Origin of the sequence: Shouchella tritolerans, assembly GCF_025770735.1 — a bacterium.
GTDB classification, from domain to species: Bacteria; Bacillota; Bacilli; order Bacillales; family Bacillaceae_D; genus Shouchella; species Shouchella tritolerans.
On record NZ_JAODPB010000002.1, the window covers coordinates 489535 to 508780 of the forward strand.

Consider the following 19246-nt stretch of genomic DNA (forward strand, 5'->3'; position numbering starts at 1 on the left):
AGGCAAATTGTCATTTGCTTCTCAAATGGATTGAAACAGTCAGTGCAAAGCTAACATCTTTGCTCATCTGTACTTTCATCTGAGAAGCGTTTTCTATCAGTCTGAGTGATGGGAGCGACTTTACCTAAAAAAGCAGCGAACTCACAGTTCACGGAAAAAGGAAAGCGCTAATTCGTCAGGTACCTCTTCGATTGTTTTATACTGATAATTGGGCATACGCGTTTTATCGATTAATACAGACCGTACGCCTTCATAAAAATCATCGCAACGTAAAAAGCGCAAAGCGAGGCGTTTATCGGTTTCATACGTTTCTTCAAGCGTAGATGTCTTCGATTGTTTTAAATGGGCGAGTGTCACCTTTAGTGATAAAGGCGATTTGCTGCGCAATATGTTGGCGCAATCTTGGGCAAATTCATCCGCTTTCGCTTCTTCAAGTGAAGCGATAATGGCTTCGACCGTTTTGTGGGAAAAATGTTGATCGATTTTCGCTTGCAGCATAGCCAATTCGCTTTTTGGCGGTTCTGCAATGAATGACTGCAAAAAAAGGTGCAGTGCTTGACCCAGATCTTGTTCGCTATTTATCCAGTCGGTGCTAAGCAATTGACTGCGAAGAGGTTCAATCGTTTCTCTTTTCGTATAATAGTCGGCGCACCCTAGAAAAATCGCATCTTCTCCAGTTAGCATTGCAGCAGTCAGTGCTGCATACCTCCCTGTATACCCAGGAGCAAGGCTCAGAAAATAACAGGCCCCTACATCGGGAAAGAAGCTAATGTTCATTTCAGGCATAGACCACTTAGTTGTCTCGGTGACAATGCGGTGACTCGCGCCGTAACTAAGGCCGACGCCTCCTCCCATCACAATGCCGTCAAGAAGGGCGACGATCGGTTTGGGGTAGGTGGCAACGAGCAGGTCAAGTTCGTACTCATGGGCAAAAAAATGTTTTGCTTTCTCGATTCCATTTTTGCTGTCCCGGGCGTTATAAAGCGCTTTAATGTCTCCGCCAGCACAAAAAGCTTTGCTCCCGGCTCCTTCAAGAAGAACGAGTGCAACCTCATCATCCTGTTTCCACTGTTGCAATTGTGCCAACATGCCACTCACCATGTCATAAGACAGTGAATTCAACGCTTTTTCACGGGCAAGTGTGATGACTCCTACCCCAGTATCTAATTTTTCAAATCGCATATTGGTCGACATTGCTTCACCCCATCATTAAAAAGTAATCGCTTCTTTTTCTATTTTGACGCATTTTTAGCGGAAATGCAAAACATTTCAACTTGCATTGCGCCATCTTTTTCGTTATAATGATTATTTATATAAGGCTAGGCTACTTTTTTCTGCCTGCGGGAGTTGATGCCTCCCGTCTATTATCACTTACACCGCCTCCTTTCAGGCGCAGGGAAAAGACTTTTTGTACATGCAATTCAAACTGGCGCGGCCTCGGAGCCGCAAGGACGATCGAGAGGAAGGGCTTTCGTTGTCTTGTTAGCAAAAAATTCCATAGAGTCTAGCTTTTTGTCTCTTCTAACGGAACAAGAAGATAGAATAGAGAAGCTTATAAGCAGGCAAAGCACGTAGAATGGCGATGATGACCAAGTGCTTTGCTTTTTTGCGTTTTTATATTTTTATTCAATAGGAGCTCCAATGAATGAAGATAGGATAAATTGATCAGCAGCTTGTTCGTTATTTCCGGCGCTAAAAGGGAATAGAATGGACGTTATAAAACCGTGTCCTTAAGCTAGGGAGCAAAGTCCTTGCTTTTTTTATTTTACAATGATAATCTTGGTTTACTTAGTGAACCAATCACAAGTGAATAATACTCAACTTCGGGGCAGGGTGCAAATCCCGACCGGCGGTGATAAGGCAATTGCCTTTTAGTCCGTGACCCGCATAAGCATTACTTGCGTGTGCGGTGGATCTGGTGCAAATCCAGAGCCGACAGTAATAGTCTGGATGGGAGAAGTTCGAGCGCAAACTTTTAAAAAACGGTTATGTTTGCTTTATTTGTTGTGCGCAAAAACGTATGAAGCCATACGTTTATTTCCTGTACCCTGAAGACATGTTCTTCAGGGTTTTTTCTATTTAAAAGGGGGCATGACTATGTTTACAGGTATCATTGAGGAAATGGGCAAAATTGCTTTTGTCTCAAAAAAAGGCAAAGCCATGACGTTGGCCGTTAACTGCAAAACCGTTTTGGCAGATGCGGCAATTGGCGATAGCATCGCTGTGAACGGCGTTTGTTTAACGGTTACGGCGATATCTGAAAGCCAATTTCAAGCAGACGTCATGCCAGAGACATACGAAGCGACAACGATCAAACAGCTTGTTCCTGGCCAGTTTGTTAATTTGGAACGGGCGATGGCTGTCGGCAGCCGCTTTGGCGGGCATATCATTTCCGGCCATGTAGATGGCATCGGCATCATTCAAAAAAGACAACCAGTTGAGAATGCTGTGCTATTCGAAGTGGAAGCAGACCGAGAACTTGTTCGCTATATTGTTCAAAAAGGGTCGATCGCTGTTGATGGAACGAGTTTGACTGTGTTTGCCGTCACTGATACAAGCTTTACGATTTCGATTATTCCGCACACACTTGAAATGACCATTATGGGCACAAAGAAACCTGGTGACCATGTCAATTTGGAATGCGACATTATCGGCAAATACGTTGAGAAACTGCTTGCCCCGAAAGAAAGTGCCGTTCGTACGCCTTTGTCGCAGCTTCTTAAAGAAAATAGCTATATGTAAAGGGGAGAACAACGTGTTTGAATCGATTGATGAAGCGATCGCACAATTAAAAGCAGGGGGAATAATCCTCGTTGTAGATGATGAAGACCGGGAGAATGAAGGGGATTTTTTGGCTCTTGCTGAAACGGCGTCCCCTGAAACAATCAATTTTATGGCAACACACGGACGCGGTCTTATTTGTGTCCCTTTGACAGAAGAGCAGGCTGAACGCCTGCAGCTTGGGCAGATGGTGTCTCACAGCACAGATCCACATGGAACAGCATTTACTGTGAGCGTCGACCATTCACGTACGACAACTGGCATCTCCGCTTTTGAGCGGGCAGAAACGGTCCGCGCTTTAGCAGATGGCAATGCGCAGCCAAGCGATTTTAAACGGCCAGGGCATGTTTTCCCGCTTGTTGCCAAAAACGGCGGTGTGCTACGTCGGGCTGGTCATACGGAAGCCGCTGTTGACTTTGCGAAACTTTGTGGAGCGAAACCGGCAGGCGTTATTTGCGAAGTGATGAACGAAGACGGTTCGATGGCTAGAGTGCCTGAGTTGCGTATCATTGCCGATCAGCACAACTTGCCGATGGTGACGATTAAAGACTTGATCGCTTACCGCCGTAAGACGGAGAAAGTTGTCACAAGAGAAGTGGCTATTTCGTTGCCGACTGAGTATGGCGATTTTAAAGCGGTTGGCTATACAAATTCCATAGACGGCAAAGAAAGTGTCGCCCTTGTTAAAGGGGACGTCGGAAACGGTGAACCTGTTCTAGTTCGTGTTCACTCCGAATGTTTGACTGGCGATGTGTTTGGCTCAAAACGATGCGATTGTGGTCCGCAGTTGCACGCGGCGCTAAAGCAAATTGAAGCAGAAGGACGAGGCGTGTTGCTCTATATGAAACAGGAAGGCCGCGGGATTGGGCTAATCAATAAATTTCGCGCTTATAAGTTGCAAGAGGAAGGCTACGATACGGTGGAAGCGAATGAGCGCCTTGGATTTCCAGCGGATTTGCGCGAATACGGGATTGGGGCGCAAATCCTTCGCGATTTAGGCATCCGTGACATGCGGCTTTTGACGAATAACCCTCGAAAAATCGCAGGGCTAGAAGGCTATGACTTAAACATTGTTGAGCGTGTGCCCTTGCAAATGGAAGCAGTAGCCGAAAATGAACATTACTTGCATACGAAAAGAGAAAAGCTTGGGCATATGCTCAATTTATAGGAGGAATTCAAATGGGGAAAAATTATGAAGGCCATTTGGTGGCATCCGGATTGAAGATCGGAATGGTTGTTGGTCGTTTTAACGAATTTATTACAAGTAAACTTCTCGGCGGCGCGCAAGATGGGTTAATCCGCCATGGAGCAGATGAAGGCGATATCGATGTTGCTTGGGTCCCAGGAGCGTTCGAAATCCCGTTTGCAGCAAAAAAAATGGCTGAAAGCGGCCGATATGACGCGGTGATCACTTTAGGGACCGTTATACGGGGTTCGACGCCTCATTTTGACTACGTTTGTAATGAAGTGGCGAAAGGGGTCTCTTCGTTGGCATTGACCACTGGGATTCCCGTCATTTTTGGTGTCTTAACAACGGATACAATCGAACAAGCAGTGGAACGAGCAGGCACAAAAGCAGGAAACAAAGGGTGGGAAGCAGCAAGCGCAGCGATTGAAATGGCGAATCTAGCGAAGCAGTTCGAGGCGTAATAACGGCAAGCGTTTTCTATCAGTCTGAGTGCGGTTATCGACTTTGTCTACAGTCTGAGTGCGGTTATCGACTTTGTCGACAACCTCAAGCGGCCCCTTTTAGGGCCGTTTTTTTTTGGGGCTGTTCAATCCTCTTATTGGTCATTTCGATTGCGCAGAAGGTGCTTATCAATGAGCTGGGGATCTGCGAGATTGCTTGGAGCACACCACGATTTTCCAGCGTGGCGTTGACATGCTGCAAGCAAGGCTGTGTCCCATATCGGAAGGTTGTAGTCCTCAAAACAGTTAGAGCCTAAATGGGCGAGCCGTGTTTTCATATCTTGTTTTAGCGTCCTTGCATTTAGGCCTAGTTCGTAAAGGTCGTTTGCCTCTACAGGAACGCGTTTGAGCAAGCGGCGATACAAAATCGCTGCTCCTTTTATGTTGCCTCTTCGCTCATGATAAAGGGCGACCGCTAGTTGGATGAGCGTGACCCAACAAGAAGCGCGCTTGTCTTTCGGAACGGATTTCCATTCTGCCTCTAACACTTCGTGGCATTCAAAGTAATCCCGTTCCGCATGAAAATAATAGAGGAAATCAAGATAGCGCTGTTTGTACATCGTTTCGTTCCCCTTTGCTGTTGCAAAAAAGTGGTTTATGGTATACTTCTAGCGTGAGTCGACTTTTTGTGGCTAGAAACGAATTGGCCACGAAAGCAGAGGACCGTTGCTTTCGTTTAAGATGTCCAAATCTAATGTGGTGATTGAGTGAACACAACAACTTATAACGTAAAAACAGATTCTTTTGAAGGGCCCCTCGATTTGTTGCTCCATTTGATCGCGCAGGCGGAAGTGGACATTTATGATATTCCTGTAGCAAAAATTACAGACCAATATTTACACTATATCCATACAATGCAAGAACTTGAGCTTGACTTAGCGAGCGAATACTTAGTCATGGCGGCCACGCTTTTGCAAATTAAAAGTCAAATGCTTTTGCCAAAGCCCGAGGAATTGTTTGACGAAGACGAGGGGATGGAAGCAGAAGACCCTCGGGATGAACTCGTTGAGCAGCTTTTGGAATATCGAGCTTTTAAAGAAGCGGCCGAACAATTAAAAGAAAAAGAAGCACAGCGCAGCTTAGTCCATACGAGACCTCCAAACGATTTGGACGCTTTTTTAAGCGAAGAAGAAGAACGCAAGCTCCAAATCGAAGGCGTCACACTTGCCGACATGCTTGGCGCGTTTCAAAAGCTTCTCCAGCGCAATGCATGGAATGCACCAAAAACGAAAACGGTCCAGAGTGAAGAACAGTCGATTGAACTTCGTATGAACGAACTGTTGGACGAGCTATCGGCTCATTCAGGCAAGGCACCGTTCCATACGCTGTACGAGATTGGCAATGTATCGCAGCTGATCGTCACGTTTTTGGCCATGCTTGAGCTTATTAAAACACGGGCGATCCATTGTGTGCAAGAGGAGAGCTTTGCTGAAATTATGATTTACTTATGGGATGGGGATGAGCATGCAAGCAAGTAAGCTCGCAAAGATTGAAGGTTTGCTGTTTGTCACAGGTGATGATGGCATTTCGCCAACAGAAATGGCCGAACTGGTTGGAATTAGTGAAGACGAAGTGATTCAATTGTTAGAAGTGCTTTCGGAACAAATGGCTAAAGAGGAGCGCGGCATCCGGTTAGCACGTCTTGCCAACCGGTATCGGCTGACAACAAAAGTAGAACATGCCGATATGTATAAAAAGCTGGCTTCATCGCCGATCCACGGCGGTCTTTCTCGTGCGGCTCTTGAAACGCTGGCGATTGTTGCTTACAAACAACCCATTACACGGGCTGAAATTGACGAAGTACGGGGAGTCAAATCGGAGAAAGCGCTGCAATCGCTTGTATCAAAACTGTTAATTGAAGAGTGCGGTCGGGCGTCGGGTACAGGCCGGGCGATCCTCTATGGCACGACACCATATTTTTTAGACCATTTTGGCTTAGAGTCGTTAGCTGACTTGCCTGATTTAAAAGAGCTTGATTTAAATGAAGAAGAACAGGATGAAACGGATTTGTTCTTTGAAAAGTTGAACGCTGACTTGTAAAACAGCAATGAAGGGGTTTGCGCGATGCAATTAAACCGGCTTGTCAATTTTCACAAAACGCTAGGAGACAAAACTCGCTTGCGCATCATTGCTTTGTTAAAAGATGGCCCTCTTCACGGGCAGGCGATTGCAGAAAAACTTGGCTTGAAACCGCCGACCATTTCTCATCACATTGCCAAGCTGCGTGAAATTGATTTAATTTACCAAAGGCGTGATAAAAACACGATCTATTTTTATTTGCATGAAAAGAAATTAATGCAAATGGCGCAAGCGATTGTGTTGCTTGGTAGCGAAGAAATGTTTGGAGCAATCGAAGTAGATGAGGAAGTCAAACAAAAAGTCATCGGAAATTTTTTGCAGGCAAATGGCAGGCTGAAAACGCTGCCTGCTCAGCGGAAAAAGAAACTGATTATGCTTGAATACATGACAAAGGGACTGCAAACTGGAAAAAGTTATACAGAAGAGGACATTAACAGTCATATTCAACAGTTTTATGATGATTATGCCACCGTCCGCCGCGAATGGGTCATGTGCCATTTTATGTTCCGTGAAAACGGGAAGTATGAGCTGAACCCTCGGGAAATGTGGCCTGTTTAATCTGCTTGTTAAAGAAACGTTAACCACAGTACAAAGTCTGATAGAAACATAGCCCTGTGCAAACAACAACGTTATGCGATCGTTTGCCTATAGCCTCAGCCAGAAGCAGTAGCCTCTGGCTGGGGCTGTTTTCGTATTGGTTTTAACAGCCACAAACGTCGCTCACATTCATTAAAAAAATCCTTGCGAGTTGTCACTATAGCTGACAAGCATGTTTTTCGTTTGCTGGTAATGGTTAAGCATCATTAAATGCGTTTCACGGCCTACACCTGATTTTTTATAACCGCCAAAAGCGGCATGTGCTGGATAAGCATGATAACAATTAACCCAGACCCGGCCGGCTTCGATCTGACGTCCAAAGCGGTAAGCGGTGTTGATGTTGCGTGTCCATACGCCTGCACCAAGGCCGTAAAGGGAATCGTTGGCAATTCGGAGTGCTTCGTCTGCATCTTTAAATGTCGCAACGGAAACAACAGGGCCAAAGATCTCCTCCTGGAATATGCGCATATTGTTTGTCCCTTTGAAAACGGTAGGCTCAACATAATAGCCACCGCTGTAATCTCCGCTTAACTGCCTTTGATTGCCGCCTGCAAGAACTTCTGCTCCTTCTTCTTTGCCAATGGCTAGATAGGAGAGGATTTTTTCCAACTGTTCTTCAGATGCTTGCGCGCCCATCATCGTTTCCGGGTCAAGTGGATTGCCTTGCTTGATAGCTGCCACACGTTCAAGCGCCTTTTCGATAAACGCATCATAAATCGTTTCGTCAATTAGCGCTCGAGATGGGCATGTGCACACTTCACCTTGGTTTAACGCAAACAAGACAAACCCTTCAATCGCTTTATCCAAAAAGTCATCTTCTCTCTCCATGACATCTCTGAAAAAGATATTCGGTGATTTTCCACCTAATTCAAGTGTGACAGGAATCAAGTTTGCAGATGCGTACTCCATAATTAACCGGCCCGTTGTCGTTTCCCCCGTGAAGGCGATTTTTGCGATTCTTGACGAAGAAGCAAGTGGTTTTCCTGCTTCGAGGCCAAAGCCGCTTACCACATTAACGACTCCTGGAGGCAGCAGGTCAGAAATGAGCTCCAGCAGAACGAAGATCGAGGCAGGCGTTTGCTCGGCCGGCTTAAGGACGACGCAATTACCAGCCGCGAGTGCAGGTGCAAGCTTCCAAACGGCCATTAAAATCGGAAAGTTCCAAGGAATAATTTGACCAACAACGCCAAGTGGCTCTTGGAAATGATAAGCAACCGTATTTTCATCAATTTGGCTAAGCGTCCCCTCCTGGGCACGTATCACGCCAGCAAAATAGCGAAAATGGTCGACGGCGAGAGGAATATCGGCGTTTAATGTTTCCCGAATCGGCTTTCCGTTATCCCACGTTTCGGCTACCGCAAGCATTTCCAGGTTTTCTTCGATCCGATCAGCGACTTTATTTAACAAATTGGCCCGTTCTGCAGCAGGCATTTTTCCCCAGCTAGCCTTCGCTTTGTGGGCAGCATCAAGGGCTAGTTCAACGTCTTCCGCACTGGAACGGGCTACTTCACAAAAAGGCTTTCCCGTCACAGGGCTGAGGTTTTCAAAATAGCGCCCCTTAACAGGAGCAACCCATTCGCCTCCAATGAAATTGCCGTAGCGCTCCTTAAAATGCACAAGTGCGCCTTCCGTATTAGGTTGTTGATAAGCCATGGAAAGTGCGTCTTCCGTACTAGATGGTTGATAAGCCATGAAAATTCCTCCTTTTATATGGTTTATACGTAGTTTCGAGATGAAGAAAGCGTTTCCCTGCAAATTTATACTTTTTTCGCAATTGGCCAAGAACGGTTGCATATACGTAGGGGGAAAAGGAAAAAGGAGGGAATAATGTGGATTCGCATGAGCAAGCATTAAGAAAATGGAAAGATGAGCTTGCCAGGCTTTGGAAAGAGCAGGAAAGCGAGTTTGTCAGGTCCATAGGAGAAGAGCATACACAGCCATTTACAACGTCGTTAAGCCAATTGGAATATGCGCTTGATCACGATCCTGCCCAAGCAAACGAACATGCTCAAGACGCATATGACTCATGGCTAATAATGGCTAATTTAAGAGGGAAAGGTAAAAATAACAGTGTTCCCATTGGCGGTCATAGGCTGCCACCAATGCCTTATTCTTATAATGCGTTGGAGCCGTACATTGATGAAAAGACGATGCGCATTCATCATTTAAAGCATCACCAGACATATGTCAATGATTTAAATAAAGCAGAGAAAGAAATGGAAAAGGCAAGACGTACTGGAAATTATGATTTGATTAAGCATTGGGAGAGGGAAGCAGCGTTTAATGGAGCGGGGCATTATTTGCACACGCTTTTTTGGCATGTTATGTCGCCAAATGGGGGTGGAGAGCCCCAAGGGGCGCTAAAAGCGAGAATAACAGAAGACTTTGGCTCCTTTCAAAAAATGAAAGCCCATTTTTCCAATGCTGCTGAAAAAGTTGAAGGCGGAGGCTGGGCGATGCTCATTTATGCGCCTAGGTCCCATCGGTTAGAAATTCTTCAGGCTGAAAAACATCAAAACCTTTCCCAACAAGACCAAGTGCCGCTGTTGGTGTTAGATGTATGGGAACACGCCTACTATTTAAAGTACCAAAATGATCGTAAAGCATATATTGAGGCATGGTGGAATGTTGTGAACTGGAGAGAAGCCGAAAATCGTTATCGCCAGGCCTCGCTGTTAAAATGGGTGCCCTATTAAAAAAACAAACCTAGGAGGGACCTAGATTTGTTTCTCGTTTACAAAATGGGCGACAACAATCGCGATATTGACTCTTTAAAGCGGACGCTTGTTGGCCGGTTTTCATACATTTCTAGCGTAATTTGAGTTGATTGTTTTACGTCATTCTCAAAGTCAGCTATTAGCTGGCCAGCGATTTGACTGTCATAGATAAAGGCATTTACTTCAAAATTGAGTTTAAAGCTCCGTTGGTCAATGTTAGCGGTACCGACAGAACAAACCGTTTCATCGACGATCAACACTTTATTATGAATAAAGCCATTTTCATACTGATAGACCGTTGCGCCAGCTCTTAGCATTTCACCAATGTGGGAAGTAGTCGCCCAGTAAACAAACATATGGTCCGGTTTGTTTGGAATCATCAGTTTTACTTCTATGCCCGTTTGTGCAGCGACACGAAGGGCATCAAGCAACGTTTGGTCTGGAATAAAGTAAGGCGTCTGGATTAAAATCGACTTTCGTGCATCCATGATCATTTTTAAATAGCCATTTTTGATTTGTTCAAATTCCGAGTCCGGTCCGCTTGAGACAATTTGTACAGGCGTATCGCCAGCAGGCGGCACTTCTGGAAAATAACGATCATGGTAGGAAATATGGTATTGTTTGGAAGCTTGGTTCCAATCGAGGATAAAGCGCGTTTGGATCGCTTGGACAGCAGGCCCGACGATGCGCAAATGGGTATCGCGCCAGTAACCAAATTTTTTGCTTTTTCCTAAATACTCATCTCCAACGTTAAAGCCACCGACATAACCACACTTGCCATCTATGTTAACGAGCTTACGGTGGTTGCGGAAATTCAAACGCAAGTTGACAATCGTAAACCTAGATGGGAAGAAGATACCAATTTCTCCGCCTGCTTCACGAAACGCTTTTAAATACTTTTTGCGCAAAGACCGGGAACCGAGGTCATCATAGAGCAAGCGGACTTTCACGCCTTGTCGCGCTTTTTCTGTCAGCGCGTCCACGATCGTTTTTCCGATCTCATCATAACGAAAAATATAATACTGGATGTGGATGAACGTCTTGGCCTGTTCGATATCCTTTAACAGTTGCGCAAATTTTTCTTTGCCGTCACTGAAAATATCGACACGGTTCTCTATTGTCAGCAGCGCATCGTTGCTCATTAAATGCATATAGATCAATTCACGGTTTTTATCAACAGTAGGGCTATTAAAGCGGAACGAGGTATCTAAAAGATCACGCTTTTGTTCTTCAATGAAATGCTCGAGACCTACTTTATTAATTCCTTCCCATTCAAACATTTTCCTCCGCGTTAATGTTTGTCCTAGGAAAATGTAAATAATAAAGCCGCCTAGTGGAATAAAAAACAGAATAAGCAGCCATGCCCAAGTCGCTTGTGCATCTTTACGTTCAATAAAAATTAAAATGGCGGCAAGCAAGATATTCACGATCATGAGGGCGACAAATAAATACGTTGGTATTGCTAATTCAATCATCATTGGTATCACTGCAACTTTCTCTTACGATCTAAAAACGCCCCGACCTAAAAATTGCCCAGATAATCCAAAAAAACATTAGTGAGGTAATCACAAGCCCTATTTCGATGGCGGGAATTTGCAATAGGATGGTTGGCTCAGCTGTTAAGGAGCCGCCAATAATGACTCCAGCCATAATGATGCTAAATGAAAGGAGCACGATTGAAAAAGCAAGCTTATTGCTAATTCGGTCCACTTTTTGGATCAGATGGTGGATTTCGCGAATCGAGATATTGACTTTCAATTTTCCGGCACGGATATCTTTTAACGTTTTGCGCATATCTCGTGGAAAATGCCGCAATGTTTCCATGCCTTCTTGAAATTCAGCTTGGACTTTTTTGGCAAAGTTGCGTGGATCATAGCGTTCCTTAATTAAGACACGCCCAAACGGTTCAACAATATCAATAATGCGCAATGTAGGGGCAAGTGACGAGACAATCGCTTCTACTGATAATAGTGCTTTTCCGAGCATTGTCAAATCGACAGGCACAACGCAATCATGTTTATTGGCGACGTTGAACAAGTCTTGTACAGCTTCGGCGAGAGAAATGTCAGCCATTGGGATGTCGTAATATTTTAACCGTAAATGGTCGAGGTCATCCCAGAGGCGGTCACGGTCCACTTGGTCGTGAACAATATCCATGCGGAAAAGGGCTTCCATGACGCGGTCGGTGTTGCGTCCTTTTAAACCAAGGACAAGTAAAGCCAAATTTTGGCGCATATCGTTTGTCAAGCGGCCTACCATTCCAAAATCAATCAAAATGATCTCGTTCTCTTTAGTGACAAACACATTGCCTGGGTGTGGATCGCCATGGAAAAAGCCATGCACAAAAATCTGCTCAAACATGCCTGTGGCAAACCGTTCAGCCACGATTTCTTGGTCGAAGCCTTTCTCATATGTAGCATCGGTAATTTTCGTGCCATCCACATAGGTCATCGTCAACACTTTCATCGTTGAATGAGACGAGTAGACAACCGGTGTAAAAAGATGATGTGTTTCCGAGTTTTGCCGCCTAATCCGTTCTGCGTTTTGCGCCTCATTTTTATAATTGATTTCCTCTTTTAGCGCTTCAGCAAACTCGTGAAACAAATCGACGAGACGGAAGCGCTTGACCCAACCGATTCGCTCTTCGGCCAACTCTAACAAGTCATGCAAAATGGCAAGGTCCGTTTCAATTGTGCGCTCGATTCCTGGGCGCCGCACTTTCACTACGACTTTTTCGCCAGTAGGCAGTTCAGCCCGATGGACTTGTCCAATCGAGGCCGCTGCCAATGGGACTGGTTCAAAGGAACGGAATAACTTCTCAAGCGGTGCTTCCAGTTCTACTTCAATGATGTCTTTCACCTCTTGATAGGCAAAGCTTGGCACATTGTCTTGAAGTTTCTCCAGTTCGGATAGCACATAAGCAGGAAACAGGTCGCCCCGTGTACTCGCAAGTTGTCCAAGTTTAATGAAGGTAGGGCCAAGCTCTTCTAAAAGCAAGCGAATCCGCTTGGCGACTGAAAGCGAAGAGTCTTTGGCACGTTTCTTTTTGGTTCGTTTTTTTGTGCGATCTAGCAGCCCTAAATCACGGACAATTTGGCCAAAACCATAGTGATAAAGGGCTGTAATAATATCTTGGTACCTAGAAAGGTAGCGAATGCGCGTTTTTAACATAGGTTTCGTCCTTTCCAGTCCTGGTTCGTTCTGTTACTTTTCTACGTCCTTCTCGCTAAGGGCTTTTTCGAGGGCAGCGACACGCGCTTTAAGGGCGTCGACCTCTTCCTTTGTCGGCACATCCATAGACGATAAGAATTGTTTTGTCCGCTCTTGGATCATATTTTCCATATTCTCCTGCGCCTTTTGCCCCTTTGCCAGCAAATCATCGATAAGTTGGTTCGATTCAGACCGTTTGACTTCACCGCGTTGGACTAAGTCATTGACTGTTTTTTCAATTTGTTCTTTGCTCGCAGCAGCGGCGCCTACACCTAAAGAATACATATTGTTTAAAAGATCTTTCATTGCCATTCTTTACACCCTCCTATTGCAATTTGATGTTGTAGGTTCATTGTATACAAAAGCAGTTGGCAAACACAATCAATATATAATATGTGTTTCCTTGTTTTACGACAAAAGCAAGCAATATGTTTCATGTTTGCTTCCGAACATATAGACAATCGTTCTTATTAGGCGATCCGCCTTTTATTTACTCGGCTCTGTACGTTTGCAAGAATAGTGGTTCTCCATCGATCCATTCTGCATACAGGACGTCTTTATAAGACAGTATGCCCCGTTCTTTTAATTGATCTTTAAGCCAGGTTTCATCTCGGCCAATTTCCTTTAAAGCTTTTTTTATGATTTCCCCATCCATTATTAACAGTACTGGCATTGGCAGGTTTTCTGGGTTTAGGGAAAGGTCACGGTTAGTCGGCAGCGCGTAAGGCGGTTTGAGTTGGACGTTTACTGTTCCGTTTGTTTCTAAAATGCCATACTCGACTTGACGGACTGAGAACACACTTTTTTCACGCAAAAGATGTTGGAGCTGGTTCAAATCCAGCTTATTTTTGCGGAGTTCCTCATATTGAATTCGCCCTTTAGCAATCACAATCGCCGGGGTGCCTTCAAGGAACCCCCGGGTGATACGAAATTTTTGCGTGATGATTTCAATGCAATAAATGAGTGAGCCCCATACGAAAATGGCATAGAGCACATACTGAAGGCCAATATCTTTATCATAAATGGCATTGCCGACCAATTCGCCGATAACGAGTGCCGAAATAAAGTCAAACGGTGTTAATTGCGTAATTTGGTTTTTGCCAAGCACTTTTGTTAGCAACAGGAGAGCAAAAAAGCCAACAATGAGCTCAGTTGTGAGAAACAGATACCCTTCCATCGTCTACCATCCCCCAATTCCAAATTCTGTTCGTATTCAGAGTGCAGCAAATGCAGATAATGATTTAGTCGTGAAAAACGGATGTCTAGAAAGATTGCCTTCGCCATTAGGCAGGCTAAATAGGTAAGAGAAAATTAACGGCGAAAAAATTTACAAAAATTTCATGTTTAAACGATTTCTAACTAAAACAACCTATGTGTGTCTAGATATGATTTGTAGGTGGAGGTGAAACTAAACATGAAAAGAAAATTGGTTTCGGTGCTTGCTGTTCTCCTCTGTTTAGGAGCTTGTACTCAAGCTGAAGATGAGCGAGGCAGTGCCTTCAAACTCCAGGAAGCTGCAGGCCATGGCCAAGAAGCTTCAGATAGGGCGAAGGACGAGATTCTGGCGATGGAAGAAGTGATCAGCGTCAGAGGCATCCAGTATAAAGAAGAAATGGTCATGGCGATGCATGTCAAGCAAGTGGATCGCTTTCAATTAAAAGATGTACGGAAAAAAGCATTTGACCGGATCAAAGCATTATATCCAGATTATACAATCCACATTTCCACGGATAAGAAAATCTACAAAGAACTAGAGGACGCTGAAAATAAAGTGAAAGCCGGCAATTTAAGCGAAAAAGAGCTTGAGAAAACGATCAAGGTTATTGAAAAGCATTCGAAAGGATAGGGCACATATGGCAAAAAAACAGCTTACGCCGCAGCAGCAAGAATACCAAGAACTGCATAGCTCTTATGAGAAAAAGCGGCCTGTACTTAAAAACTGTATTTACGCCTTTTTTATTGGCGGTTTTATCTGTTTAATTGGACAATGTTTGCACGTTTTTTTCTATACGAACTTTAATTTTACCGAAAAAACGGCTGGAAACCCGACAGTCGCCGTATTGATTTTTTTAGCGACATTAATGACAGGCCTTGGCTTTTATGATCGGATTGCGCAGACGGCAGGGGCTGGGACGGCAGTACCAGTTACTGGATTTGCGAACTCGATTGCATCGGCTGCGATTGAGCACCGGACGGAAGGGTATGTCCTCGGTGTCGGTGGCAATATGTTCAAATTGGCTGGTTCAGTTATTGTTTTTGGCACTGTTGCTGCTTTCATTATTGCGCTCATCAAAACGATTTTAATGAAAACGGGGGTGCTTTAATGCTCGCAGGCAAACAGAGTTGGATTTTTAACAGCAAACCGGTTATAACAGCAACGGGAACAGTGGGCGGACCGTTTGAAGCAAATGGCGCCATTCCAGAAGCGTTTGATTTATTGCATGACGATTTATGGATCGGCGAAGATTCTTATGAAAAAGCGCAGACTATTCTGATTGAAGGCGCTGTAACAGAAACGTTGAAAAAAGCCTCCCTAAAAAAAGAAGATGTGAACTTTATGCTTGCTGGCGATTTGGTTAATCAGCTTACGCCTTCCAGTTTTGCCGGCCGTACAATTGGCATTCCGTATTTAGGCATGTTTGGTGCTTGTTCAACGTCGATGGAAGGGCTGGCAATCGGCGCGATGATTATGGAAGCAAGGGGAGCCCGGCATGTGATTAGTGTCGCTTCAAGCCATAATACAGTAACTGAAAAGCAATTCCGCTACCCGACTGAGTATGGGAGTCAAAAGCCGCCAACCGCGCAATGGACAGCAACTGCCGCAGGGGCGTGCCTGCTTGAAAAAACAGGCAATGGGCCAGTCGTTACGAAAGCGACAATCGGCCGTATTGTTGATATGGGCTTGTCCGATCCTTATGATATGGGAGGGGCGATGGCGCCTGCCGCTGCTGACACGATCGCTGCTCATTTTCGCGACACAAACAGCAAACCCGATGACTATGATTTAATCGTATCTGGCGACCTTGGCCAAATTGGCCTACCGATCTGCCGTGACTTATTAAAGCAACAAGGGTATGACCTTGACCATAGCAAGTTTCAGGATTGTGGCTTAATGCTCTATAAAGAAGACCAGCCTGTTATGGCGGGCGCAAGCGGACCAGGCTGTTCCGCTGTCGTCACATACGGGCATCTGTTGAAAAAAATGCAAAAAGGGGAGTTAAAGCGTTTGCTCGTTGTGGCAACAGGCGCGTTGCTTTCTCCTTTGTCTTATCAGCAAAAAGAGTCGATCCCTTGTATCGCTCATGCGGTGTCGATTGAAGCGAACGGAGGGATGTCATGATTTTTCTGTGGGCCTTTTTAGTTGGCGGGGTCATTTGCGTCATTGGCCAACTGCTTATGGATGTCGGCAAGCTGACACCTGCCCATACGATGTCGACGCTCGTTGTATCAGGGGCGATTTTAAGCGGGTTTGGTTTATATGAACCGTTAATTGATTTTGCTGGCGCAGGCGTGACTGTACCAATAACAAGTTTCGGAAATTCCCTTGTCCAAGGAGCATTAATGGAAGCAAATCGTGTCGGCTTGATTGGGATTATTACCGGCATTTTTGAAGTGACAAGCGCCGGCATCTCTGCTGCGATCATCTTTGGATTTTTGGCTTCCCTTTGCTTTAAACCAAAAGGCTAAAACTGCCTTGAATCGAAGAATAAAAACCTTTTCGCCGTTAAAAGAGGTGAAAAGGTTTTTTGTCATGGTTGATTTCGAACAAGCCCGTCATATTCATAGCTTGTTCGCATAAAGTGGTACTAAACGGAGTGGAGGCTGGAGGGTATGATGAAAAAAACAATCGTGCACTGTTTATTGGTCGGGTTCTTGTTTTTTTTCCAGAGCAGCGAGGCGCTTGCGAATGAACCTGCAACATTTCCTGTTTCTGGACAGGCCGCTATTTTGATGGAACAGTCTTCTGGCCGTGTTCTGTATAGCAAAAATGAACATCAGCCCCTGAAAATCGCCAGCATTACGAAGATTATGACGGCCATCTTAGCGATTGAATCAGGCAAGCTGGACGAGACAGTAACCGTATCCAAACGTGCTGAAGGAACAGAAGGTTCCTCCCTGTATTTAGTGGCTGGCGAAAAATTAACGCTCCGCGACTTAGTGTATGGGCTTATGCTACGGAGCGGCAACGACGCAGCTATAGCGATTGCTGAACATGTTGGCGGCAGCGTCGAAGGCTTTGTTTTTTTAATGAACGAAAAGGCAGAGGAAATTGGCATGTCTAATACGCTATTTCGTAATCCACACGGGCTAGATACAGATGCGGATCACTTGTCGAGTGCGTACGATATGGCGCTTTTAACCCAATATGCGATGGGAAACGAAGAATACCGAGATATTTCATCGACAAAAGACTACCGTTCAAAAGGCGAGAAAGTCCGTGTGTTCCATAATAAAAACCGTCTCCTCACCGAGAAGTACAGTTACTCAACTGGCGGGAAAACAGGTTATACGAAATTGGCGAAACGAACGCTTGTGTCTACCGCTTCCAAGGACGGGCTTGATTTAATTGCCGTCACGTTAAATGCCCCTGATGATTGGGATGACCATATGCATATGTTTAACTGGGGATTTGAACATTACAGCCTTGAACGGCTCGTGTCAAAAGGGAAGCTGAAAAGCAAAGTCGATCCATTTTACGAAGGCAATTTGTATGTCCCGTATGACGTTGTGTACCCGCTAACGACAGAAGAAAAAAGCCAGTTGCAGTCTGCTTTAACGTTGAAGAATCCCCCGAAAAGAGGAAAGTTTACTGACCAGGAGCTTCTTGATCCAATTGGAAAATTAGCATTTACGGTTGATGGCAAAACGATTGAATCGATCCCTCTTTATTATCAGGCTCAAGAAGAGGAGCACGTTTCTTTGTTTCAAAAAATTGGGCGCTTACTAACATTCATCATTGGGGTGCGGCCTTTATGATTAACGTGATTTGGGCCGGTATGCTATTGATCGGTCTTATCTATGCAGGTGTGAACGGGACGATGGCAGAGGTGACAGAGAGCGTCTTCACGGGGGCGAAAGAAGCGGTAACGATATGCATCGGCTTAATTAGCGTGCTGACATTCTGGCTTGGGCTGATGAAAGTCGCAGAAGCGGCTGGGCTTCTCAAGGCATTGGCGAAAATTGTCCATCCCCTTGCAAGGCGTCTTTTTCCAGAAGTGCCAAAAGACCACCCAGCAATGGGTTATATATTGTCGAACATGACCGCTAATGTGTTCGGTCTTGGCAATGCTGCAACACCGATGGGCATCAAGGCGATGGAGGAGTTGAAACGGCTAAATGGCGGCAAAGAAGAAGCGAGCCGTTCTATGGTCACGTTGCTTGCTTTAAACACAGCGTGCTTAACGCTTGTGCCGACAACGGTCATTTCCATTCGTATGTCGTACGGTTCTGCGGCGCCTACAGATATTGTCAGCACGACCATTTTAGCTTCTGGCTGCGCCATGCTAGGGGCGATTTGCATTGACCGCCTTTTTTATATGCGCCGGGCGCGAAAGGAGCGTAAAAAGAAATGACCTATTTAACATCGCTTTCCGTGTGGCTCATCCCGTTGCTCATTGGTTTTGTCGTCCTTGTCGCTTCATTTAAGCGCGTGCCGACGTATGAAACATTTGTATCGGGTGCAAAAGAAGGGTTTAGCATGGCCGTTTCGATTATCCCCTATTTAGTCGGGATGCTCGTCGCTATTTATGTGTTTCGCGCTTCCGGGGCAATGGATGCTCTTGTCGGTGCCATGGCGCCGGTACTGAGCTGGGTCGGCATTCCTGCCGATATTGTTCCACTCGCGCTAATGCGTCCCATTTCCGGAACAGGCGCTCTTGGGTTAATGACGGATTTAACTGCTGTCCATGGCCCCGACTCTTACATTGGCCGCTTAGCTGCTACGCTGCAAGGAAGCACAGATACAACGTTCTATATTTTAACGGTTTATTTCGGTGCAGTCGGCATCAAGAAAATGGGCGATGCCCTAAAAGTCGGACTACTTGCTGACTTAGTCGGCATGATTGCCGCTGTTGTTGTCGTTAGCCTCGTCTTTGGGTAAGCGAGGAGAAACAGGCAGAAAAACAGACAAGCAAAAAGAGCGTGGCTGGCAAATAAGCTAGACGCGTTTTTTT

Annotated in this window: 21 protein-coding genes and 1 riboswitch; of the genes, 14 read left to right on the forward strand and 7 right to left on the reverse strand. The window is 45.3% G+C overall.

Going from position 1 to position 19246, the window contains the following annotated elements; genetic code table 11:
* Positions 1-141: 141 nt before the first annotated feature.
* The gene (locus tag N6H06_RS08840; protein ID WP_263706050.1) at positions 142-1194 is read right to left on the reverse strand and encodes an enoyl-CoA hydratase/isomerase family protein; all 1053 of its coding nucleotides are present in this window, start codon (positions 1192-1194) and stop codon (positions 142-144) included.
* 621 nt (positions 1195-1815) lie between these two features.
* Positions 1816-1966: riboswitch (FMN riboswitch) on the forward strand.
* Between the two features lie 131 nt (positions 1967-2097).
* On the opposite strand from N6H06_RS08840, the gene ribE reads away from it, so the two are divergent.
* From ribE to ribH, 3 genes are read left to right on the forward strand one after another with little or no spacing between them, the layout of a single operon-like run.
* A complete protein-coding gene (ribE, locus tag N6H06_RS08845) occupies positions 2098-2742 on the forward strand; it encodes a riboflavin synthase (protein ID WP_062747111.1) in 645 nt (214 codons plus the stop codon).
* A 13-nt stretch (positions 2743-2755) separates the two neighbouring features.
* A complete protein-coding gene (locus tag N6H06_RS08850) occupies positions 2756-3949 on the forward strand; it encodes a bifunctional 3,4-dihydroxy-2-butanone-4-phosphate synthase/GTP cyclohydrolase II (protein WP_263706051.1) in 1194 nt (397 codons plus the stop codon).
* A gap of 11 nt (positions 3950-3960) precedes the next feature.
* On the forward strand, positions 3961-4431 hold the full coding sequence (ribH, locus tag N6H06_RS08855; protein WP_062747108.1) for a 6,7-dimethyl-8-ribityllumazine synthase: 471 nt from the start codon (positions 3961-3963) through the stop codon (positions 4429-4431).
* Between the two features lie 134 nt (positions 4432-4565).
* Here ribH and N6H06_RS08860 read toward each other — a convergent pair whose 3' ends face one another.
* Entirely contained in the window at positions 4566-5030 is a 465-nt protein-coding gene (locus N6H06_RS08860) for a DUF309 domain-containing protein (RefSeq protein WP_062747106.1), read from the reverse strand.
* Between the two features lie 147 nt (positions 5031-5177).
* On the opposite strand from N6H06_RS08860, the gene N6H06_RS08865 reads away from it, so the two are divergent.
* Genes N6H06_RS08865 through N6H06_RS08875 form a run of 3 tightly spaced genes read left to right on the forward strand, consistent with a single transcriptional unit; the run spans position 5178 to position 7107 of the window.
* Positions 5178-5948 carry a segregation/condensation protein A gene (locus tag N6H06_RS08865; protein WP_062747105.1) on the forward strand — a complete coding sequence of 257 codons (771 nt, stop codon included), beginning with the start codon at positions 5178-5180 and terminating at the stop codon, positions 5946-5948.
* Positions 5929-6510 carry an SMC-Scp complex subunit ScpB gene (scpB, locus tag N6H06_RS08870; RefSeq protein ID WP_062747901.1) on the forward strand — a complete coding sequence of 194 codons (582 nt, stop codon included), beginning with the start codon at positions 5929-5931 and terminating at the stop codon, positions 6508-6510. Before N6H06_RS08865 ends, scpB begins: the two co-directional genes overlap by 20 nt.
* A gap of 24 nt (positions 6511-6534) precedes the next feature.
* The gene (locus N6H06_RS08875; RefSeq protein WP_263706052.1) at positions 6535-7107 is read left to right on the forward strand and encodes a DUF2087 domain-containing protein; all 573 of its coding nucleotides are present in this window, start codon (positions 6535-6537) and stop codon (positions 7105-7107) included.
* Between the two features lie 171 nt (positions 7108-7278).
* Here the strand turns inward: N6H06_RS08875 and adh are convergent, their stop codons facing one another.
* Complete coding sequence (adh, locus tag N6H06_RS08880) at positions 7279-8799, reverse strand: aldehyde dehydrogenase (protein WP_263706364.1); 1521 nt, start codon at positions 8797-8799, stop codon at positions 7279-7281.
* Between the two features lie 176 nt (positions 8800-8975).
* Here adh and N6H06_RS08885 point away from each other — a divergent pair, with 176 nt between their 5' ends.
* Complete coding sequence (locus N6H06_RS08885) at positions 8976-9842, forward strand: superoxide dismutase (RefSeq protein ID WP_263706053.1); 867 nt, start codon at positions 8976-8978, stop codon at positions 9840-9842.
* A 38-nt stretch (positions 9843-9880) separates the two neighbouring features.
* On the opposite strand, the gene cls is transcribed toward N6H06_RS08885, so the two are convergent.
* The 4 genes from cls to N6H06_RS08905 form a co-directional block, all read right to left on the reverse strand.
* On the reverse strand, positions 9881-11341 hold the full coding sequence (gene cls, locus N6H06_RS08890) for a cardiolipin synthase (RefSeq protein WP_212953435.1): 1461 nt from the start codon (positions 11339-11341) through the stop codon (positions 9881-9883).
* A 28-nt stretch (positions 11342-11369) separates the two neighbouring features.
* Positions 11370-13034, reverse strand: coding sequence for an ABC1 kinase family protein (locus N6H06_RS08895; protein ID WP_263706054.1), 1665 nt, complete (start codon positions 13032-13034; stop codon positions 11370-11372).
* 33 nt (positions 13035-13067) lie between these two features.
* Positions 13068-13385: a phasin family protein gene (locus tag N6H06_RS08900; RefSeq protein ID WP_238583312.1), complete on the reverse strand. Its 318-nt coding sequence runs from the start codon at positions 13383-13385 to the stop codon at positions 13068-13070.
* Between the two features lie 178 nt (positions 13386-13563).
* Positions 13564-14250: a DUF421 domain-containing protein gene (locus N6H06_RS08905; RefSeq protein ID WP_062747100.1), complete on the reverse strand. Its 687-nt coding sequence runs from the start codon at positions 14248-14250 to the stop codon at positions 13564-13566.
* 237 nt (positions 14251-14487) lie between these two features.
* On the opposite strand from N6H06_RS08905, the gene N6H06_RS08910 reads away from it, so the two are divergent.
* From N6H06_RS08910 to N6H06_RS08940, 7 genes are all read left to right on the forward strand, one after another.
* The gene (locus N6H06_RS08910) at positions 14488-14919 is read left to right on the forward strand and encodes a YhcN/YlaJ family sporulation lipoprotein (protein ID WP_062747099.1); all 432 of its coding nucleotides are present in this window, start codon (positions 14488-14490) and stop codon (positions 14917-14919) included.
* Positions 14920-14926: 7 nt separating this feature from the next.
* Positions 14927-15397, forward strand: a complete 471-nt coding sequence (gene spoVAC, locus N6H06_RS08915) for a stage V sporulation protein AC (protein WP_062747097.1) — start codon at positions 14927-14929, stop codon at positions 15395-15397.
* Complete coding sequence (gene spoVAD / locus N6H06_RS08920; RefSeq protein WP_212953442.1) at positions 15397-16413, forward strand: stage V sporulation protein AD; 1017 nt, start codon at positions 15397-15399, stop codon at positions 16411-16413. Before spoVAC ends, spoVAD begins: the two co-directional genes overlap by 1 nt.
* The gene (gene spoVAE / locus N6H06_RS08925) at positions 16410-16760 is read left to right on the forward strand and encodes a stage V sporulation protein AE (RefSeq protein ID WP_011246670.1); all 351 of its coding nucleotides are present in this window, start codon (positions 16410-16412) and stop codon (positions 16758-16760) included. Before spoVAD ends, spoVAE begins: the two co-directional genes overlap by 4 nt.
* A 147-nt stretch (positions 16761-16907) precedes the next feature.
* Positions 16908-18050 (forward strand): D-alanyl-D-alanine carboxypeptidase family protein, encoded by a 1143-nt coding sequence (locus tag N6H06_RS08930; protein ID WP_062747894.1) that lies wholly within the window; start codon positions 16908-16910, stop codon positions 18048-18050.
* Positions 18047-18646, forward strand: coding sequence for a nucleoside recognition domain-containing protein (locus tag N6H06_RS08935; RefSeq protein WP_062747092.1), 600 nt, complete (start codon positions 18047-18049; stop codon positions 18644-18646). Before N6H06_RS08930 ends, N6H06_RS08935 begins: the two co-directional genes overlap by 4 nt.
* On the forward strand, positions 18643-19173 hold the full coding sequence (locus N6H06_RS08940) for a spore maturation protein (RefSeq protein WP_062747090.1): 531 nt from the start codon (positions 18643-18645) through the stop codon (positions 19171-19173). The genes N6H06_RS08935 and N6H06_RS08940 overlap by 4 nt, the downstream gene beginning before the upstream one ends.
* Positions 19174-19246: the final 73 nt, after the last annotated feature.

What these genes read in the sequence shown, in the direction of transcription:
- N6H06_RS08930 (WP_062747894.1), top strand. Translation starts at nt 16,908, where the DNA reads ATGAAAAAAACAATCGTGCACTGTTTATTGGTCGGGTTCTTGTTTTTT.
- spoVAD (WP_212953442.1), top strand. Translation starts at nt 15,397, where the DNA reads ATGCTCGCAGGCAAACAGAGTTGGATTTTTAACAGCAAACCGGTTATA.
- spoVAE (WP_011246670.1), top strand. Translation starts at nt 16,410, where the DNA reads ATGATTTTTCTGTGGGCCTTTTTAGTTGGCGGGGTCATTTGCGTCATT.
- spoVAC (WP_062747097.1), top strand. Translation starts at nt 14,927, where the DNA reads ATGGCAAAAAAACAGCTTACGCCGCAGCAGCAAGAATACCAAGAACTG.
- N6H06_RS08905 (WP_062747100.1), bottom strand. Translation starts at nt 14,250, where the DNA reads ATGGAAGGGTATCTGTTTCTCACAACTGAGCTCATTGTTGGCTTTTTT.
- adh (WP_263706364.1), bottom strand. Translation starts at nt 8,799, where the DNA reads ATGGCTTATCAACAACCTAATACGGAAGGCGCACTTGTGCATTTTAAG.
- scpB (WP_062747901.1), top strand. Translation starts at nt 5,929, where the DNA reads ATGAGCATGCAAGCAAGTAAGCTCGCAAAGATTGAAGGTTTGCTGTTT.
- N6H06_RS08935 (WP_062747092.1), top strand. Translation starts at nt 18,047, where the DNA reads ATGATTAACGTGATTTGGGCCGGTATGCTATTGATCGGTCTTATCTAT.
- ribH (WP_062747108.1), top strand. Translation starts at nt 3,961, where the DNA reads ATGGGGAAAAATTATGAAGGCCATTTGGTGGCATCCGGATTGAAGATC.
- N6H06_RS08895 (WP_263706054.1), bottom strand. Translation starts at nt 13,034, where the DNA reads ATGTTAAAAACGCGCATTCGCTACCTTTCTAGGTACCAAGATATTATT.
- N6H06_RS08875 (WP_263706052.1), top strand. Translation starts at nt 6,535, where the DNA reads ATGCAATTAAACCGGCTTGTCAATTTTCACAAAACGCTAGGAGACAAA.
- cls (WP_212953435.1), bottom strand. Translation starts at nt 11,341, where the DNA reads ATGATGATTGAATTAGCAATACCAACGTATTTATTTGTCGCCCTCATG.
- N6H06_RS08900 (WP_238583312.1), bottom strand. Translation starts at nt 13,385, where the DNA reads ATGGCAATGAAAGATCTTTTAAACAATATGTATTCTTTAGGTGTAGGC.
- N6H06_RS08840 (WP_263706050.1), bottom strand. Translation starts at nt 1,194, where the DNA reads ATGTCGACCAATATGCGATTTGAAAAATTAGATACTGGGGTAGGAGTC.
- N6H06_RS08860 (WP_062747106.1), bottom strand. Translation starts at nt 5,030, where the DNA reads ATGTACAAACAGCGCTATCTTGATTTCCTCTATTATTTTCATGCGGAA.
- N6H06_RS08940 (WP_062747090.1), top strand. Translation starts at nt 18,643, where the DNA reads ATGACCTATTTAACATCGCTTTCCGTGTGGCTCATCCCGTTGCTCATT.
- N6H06_RS08910 (WP_062747099.1), top strand. Translation starts at nt 14,488, where the DNA reads ATGAAAAGAAAATTGGTTTCGGTGCTTGCTGTTCTCCTCTGTTTAGGA.
- ribE (WP_062747111.1), top strand. Translation starts at nt 2,098, where the DNA reads ATGTTTACAGGTATCATTGAGGAAATGGGCAAAATTGCTTTTGTCTCA.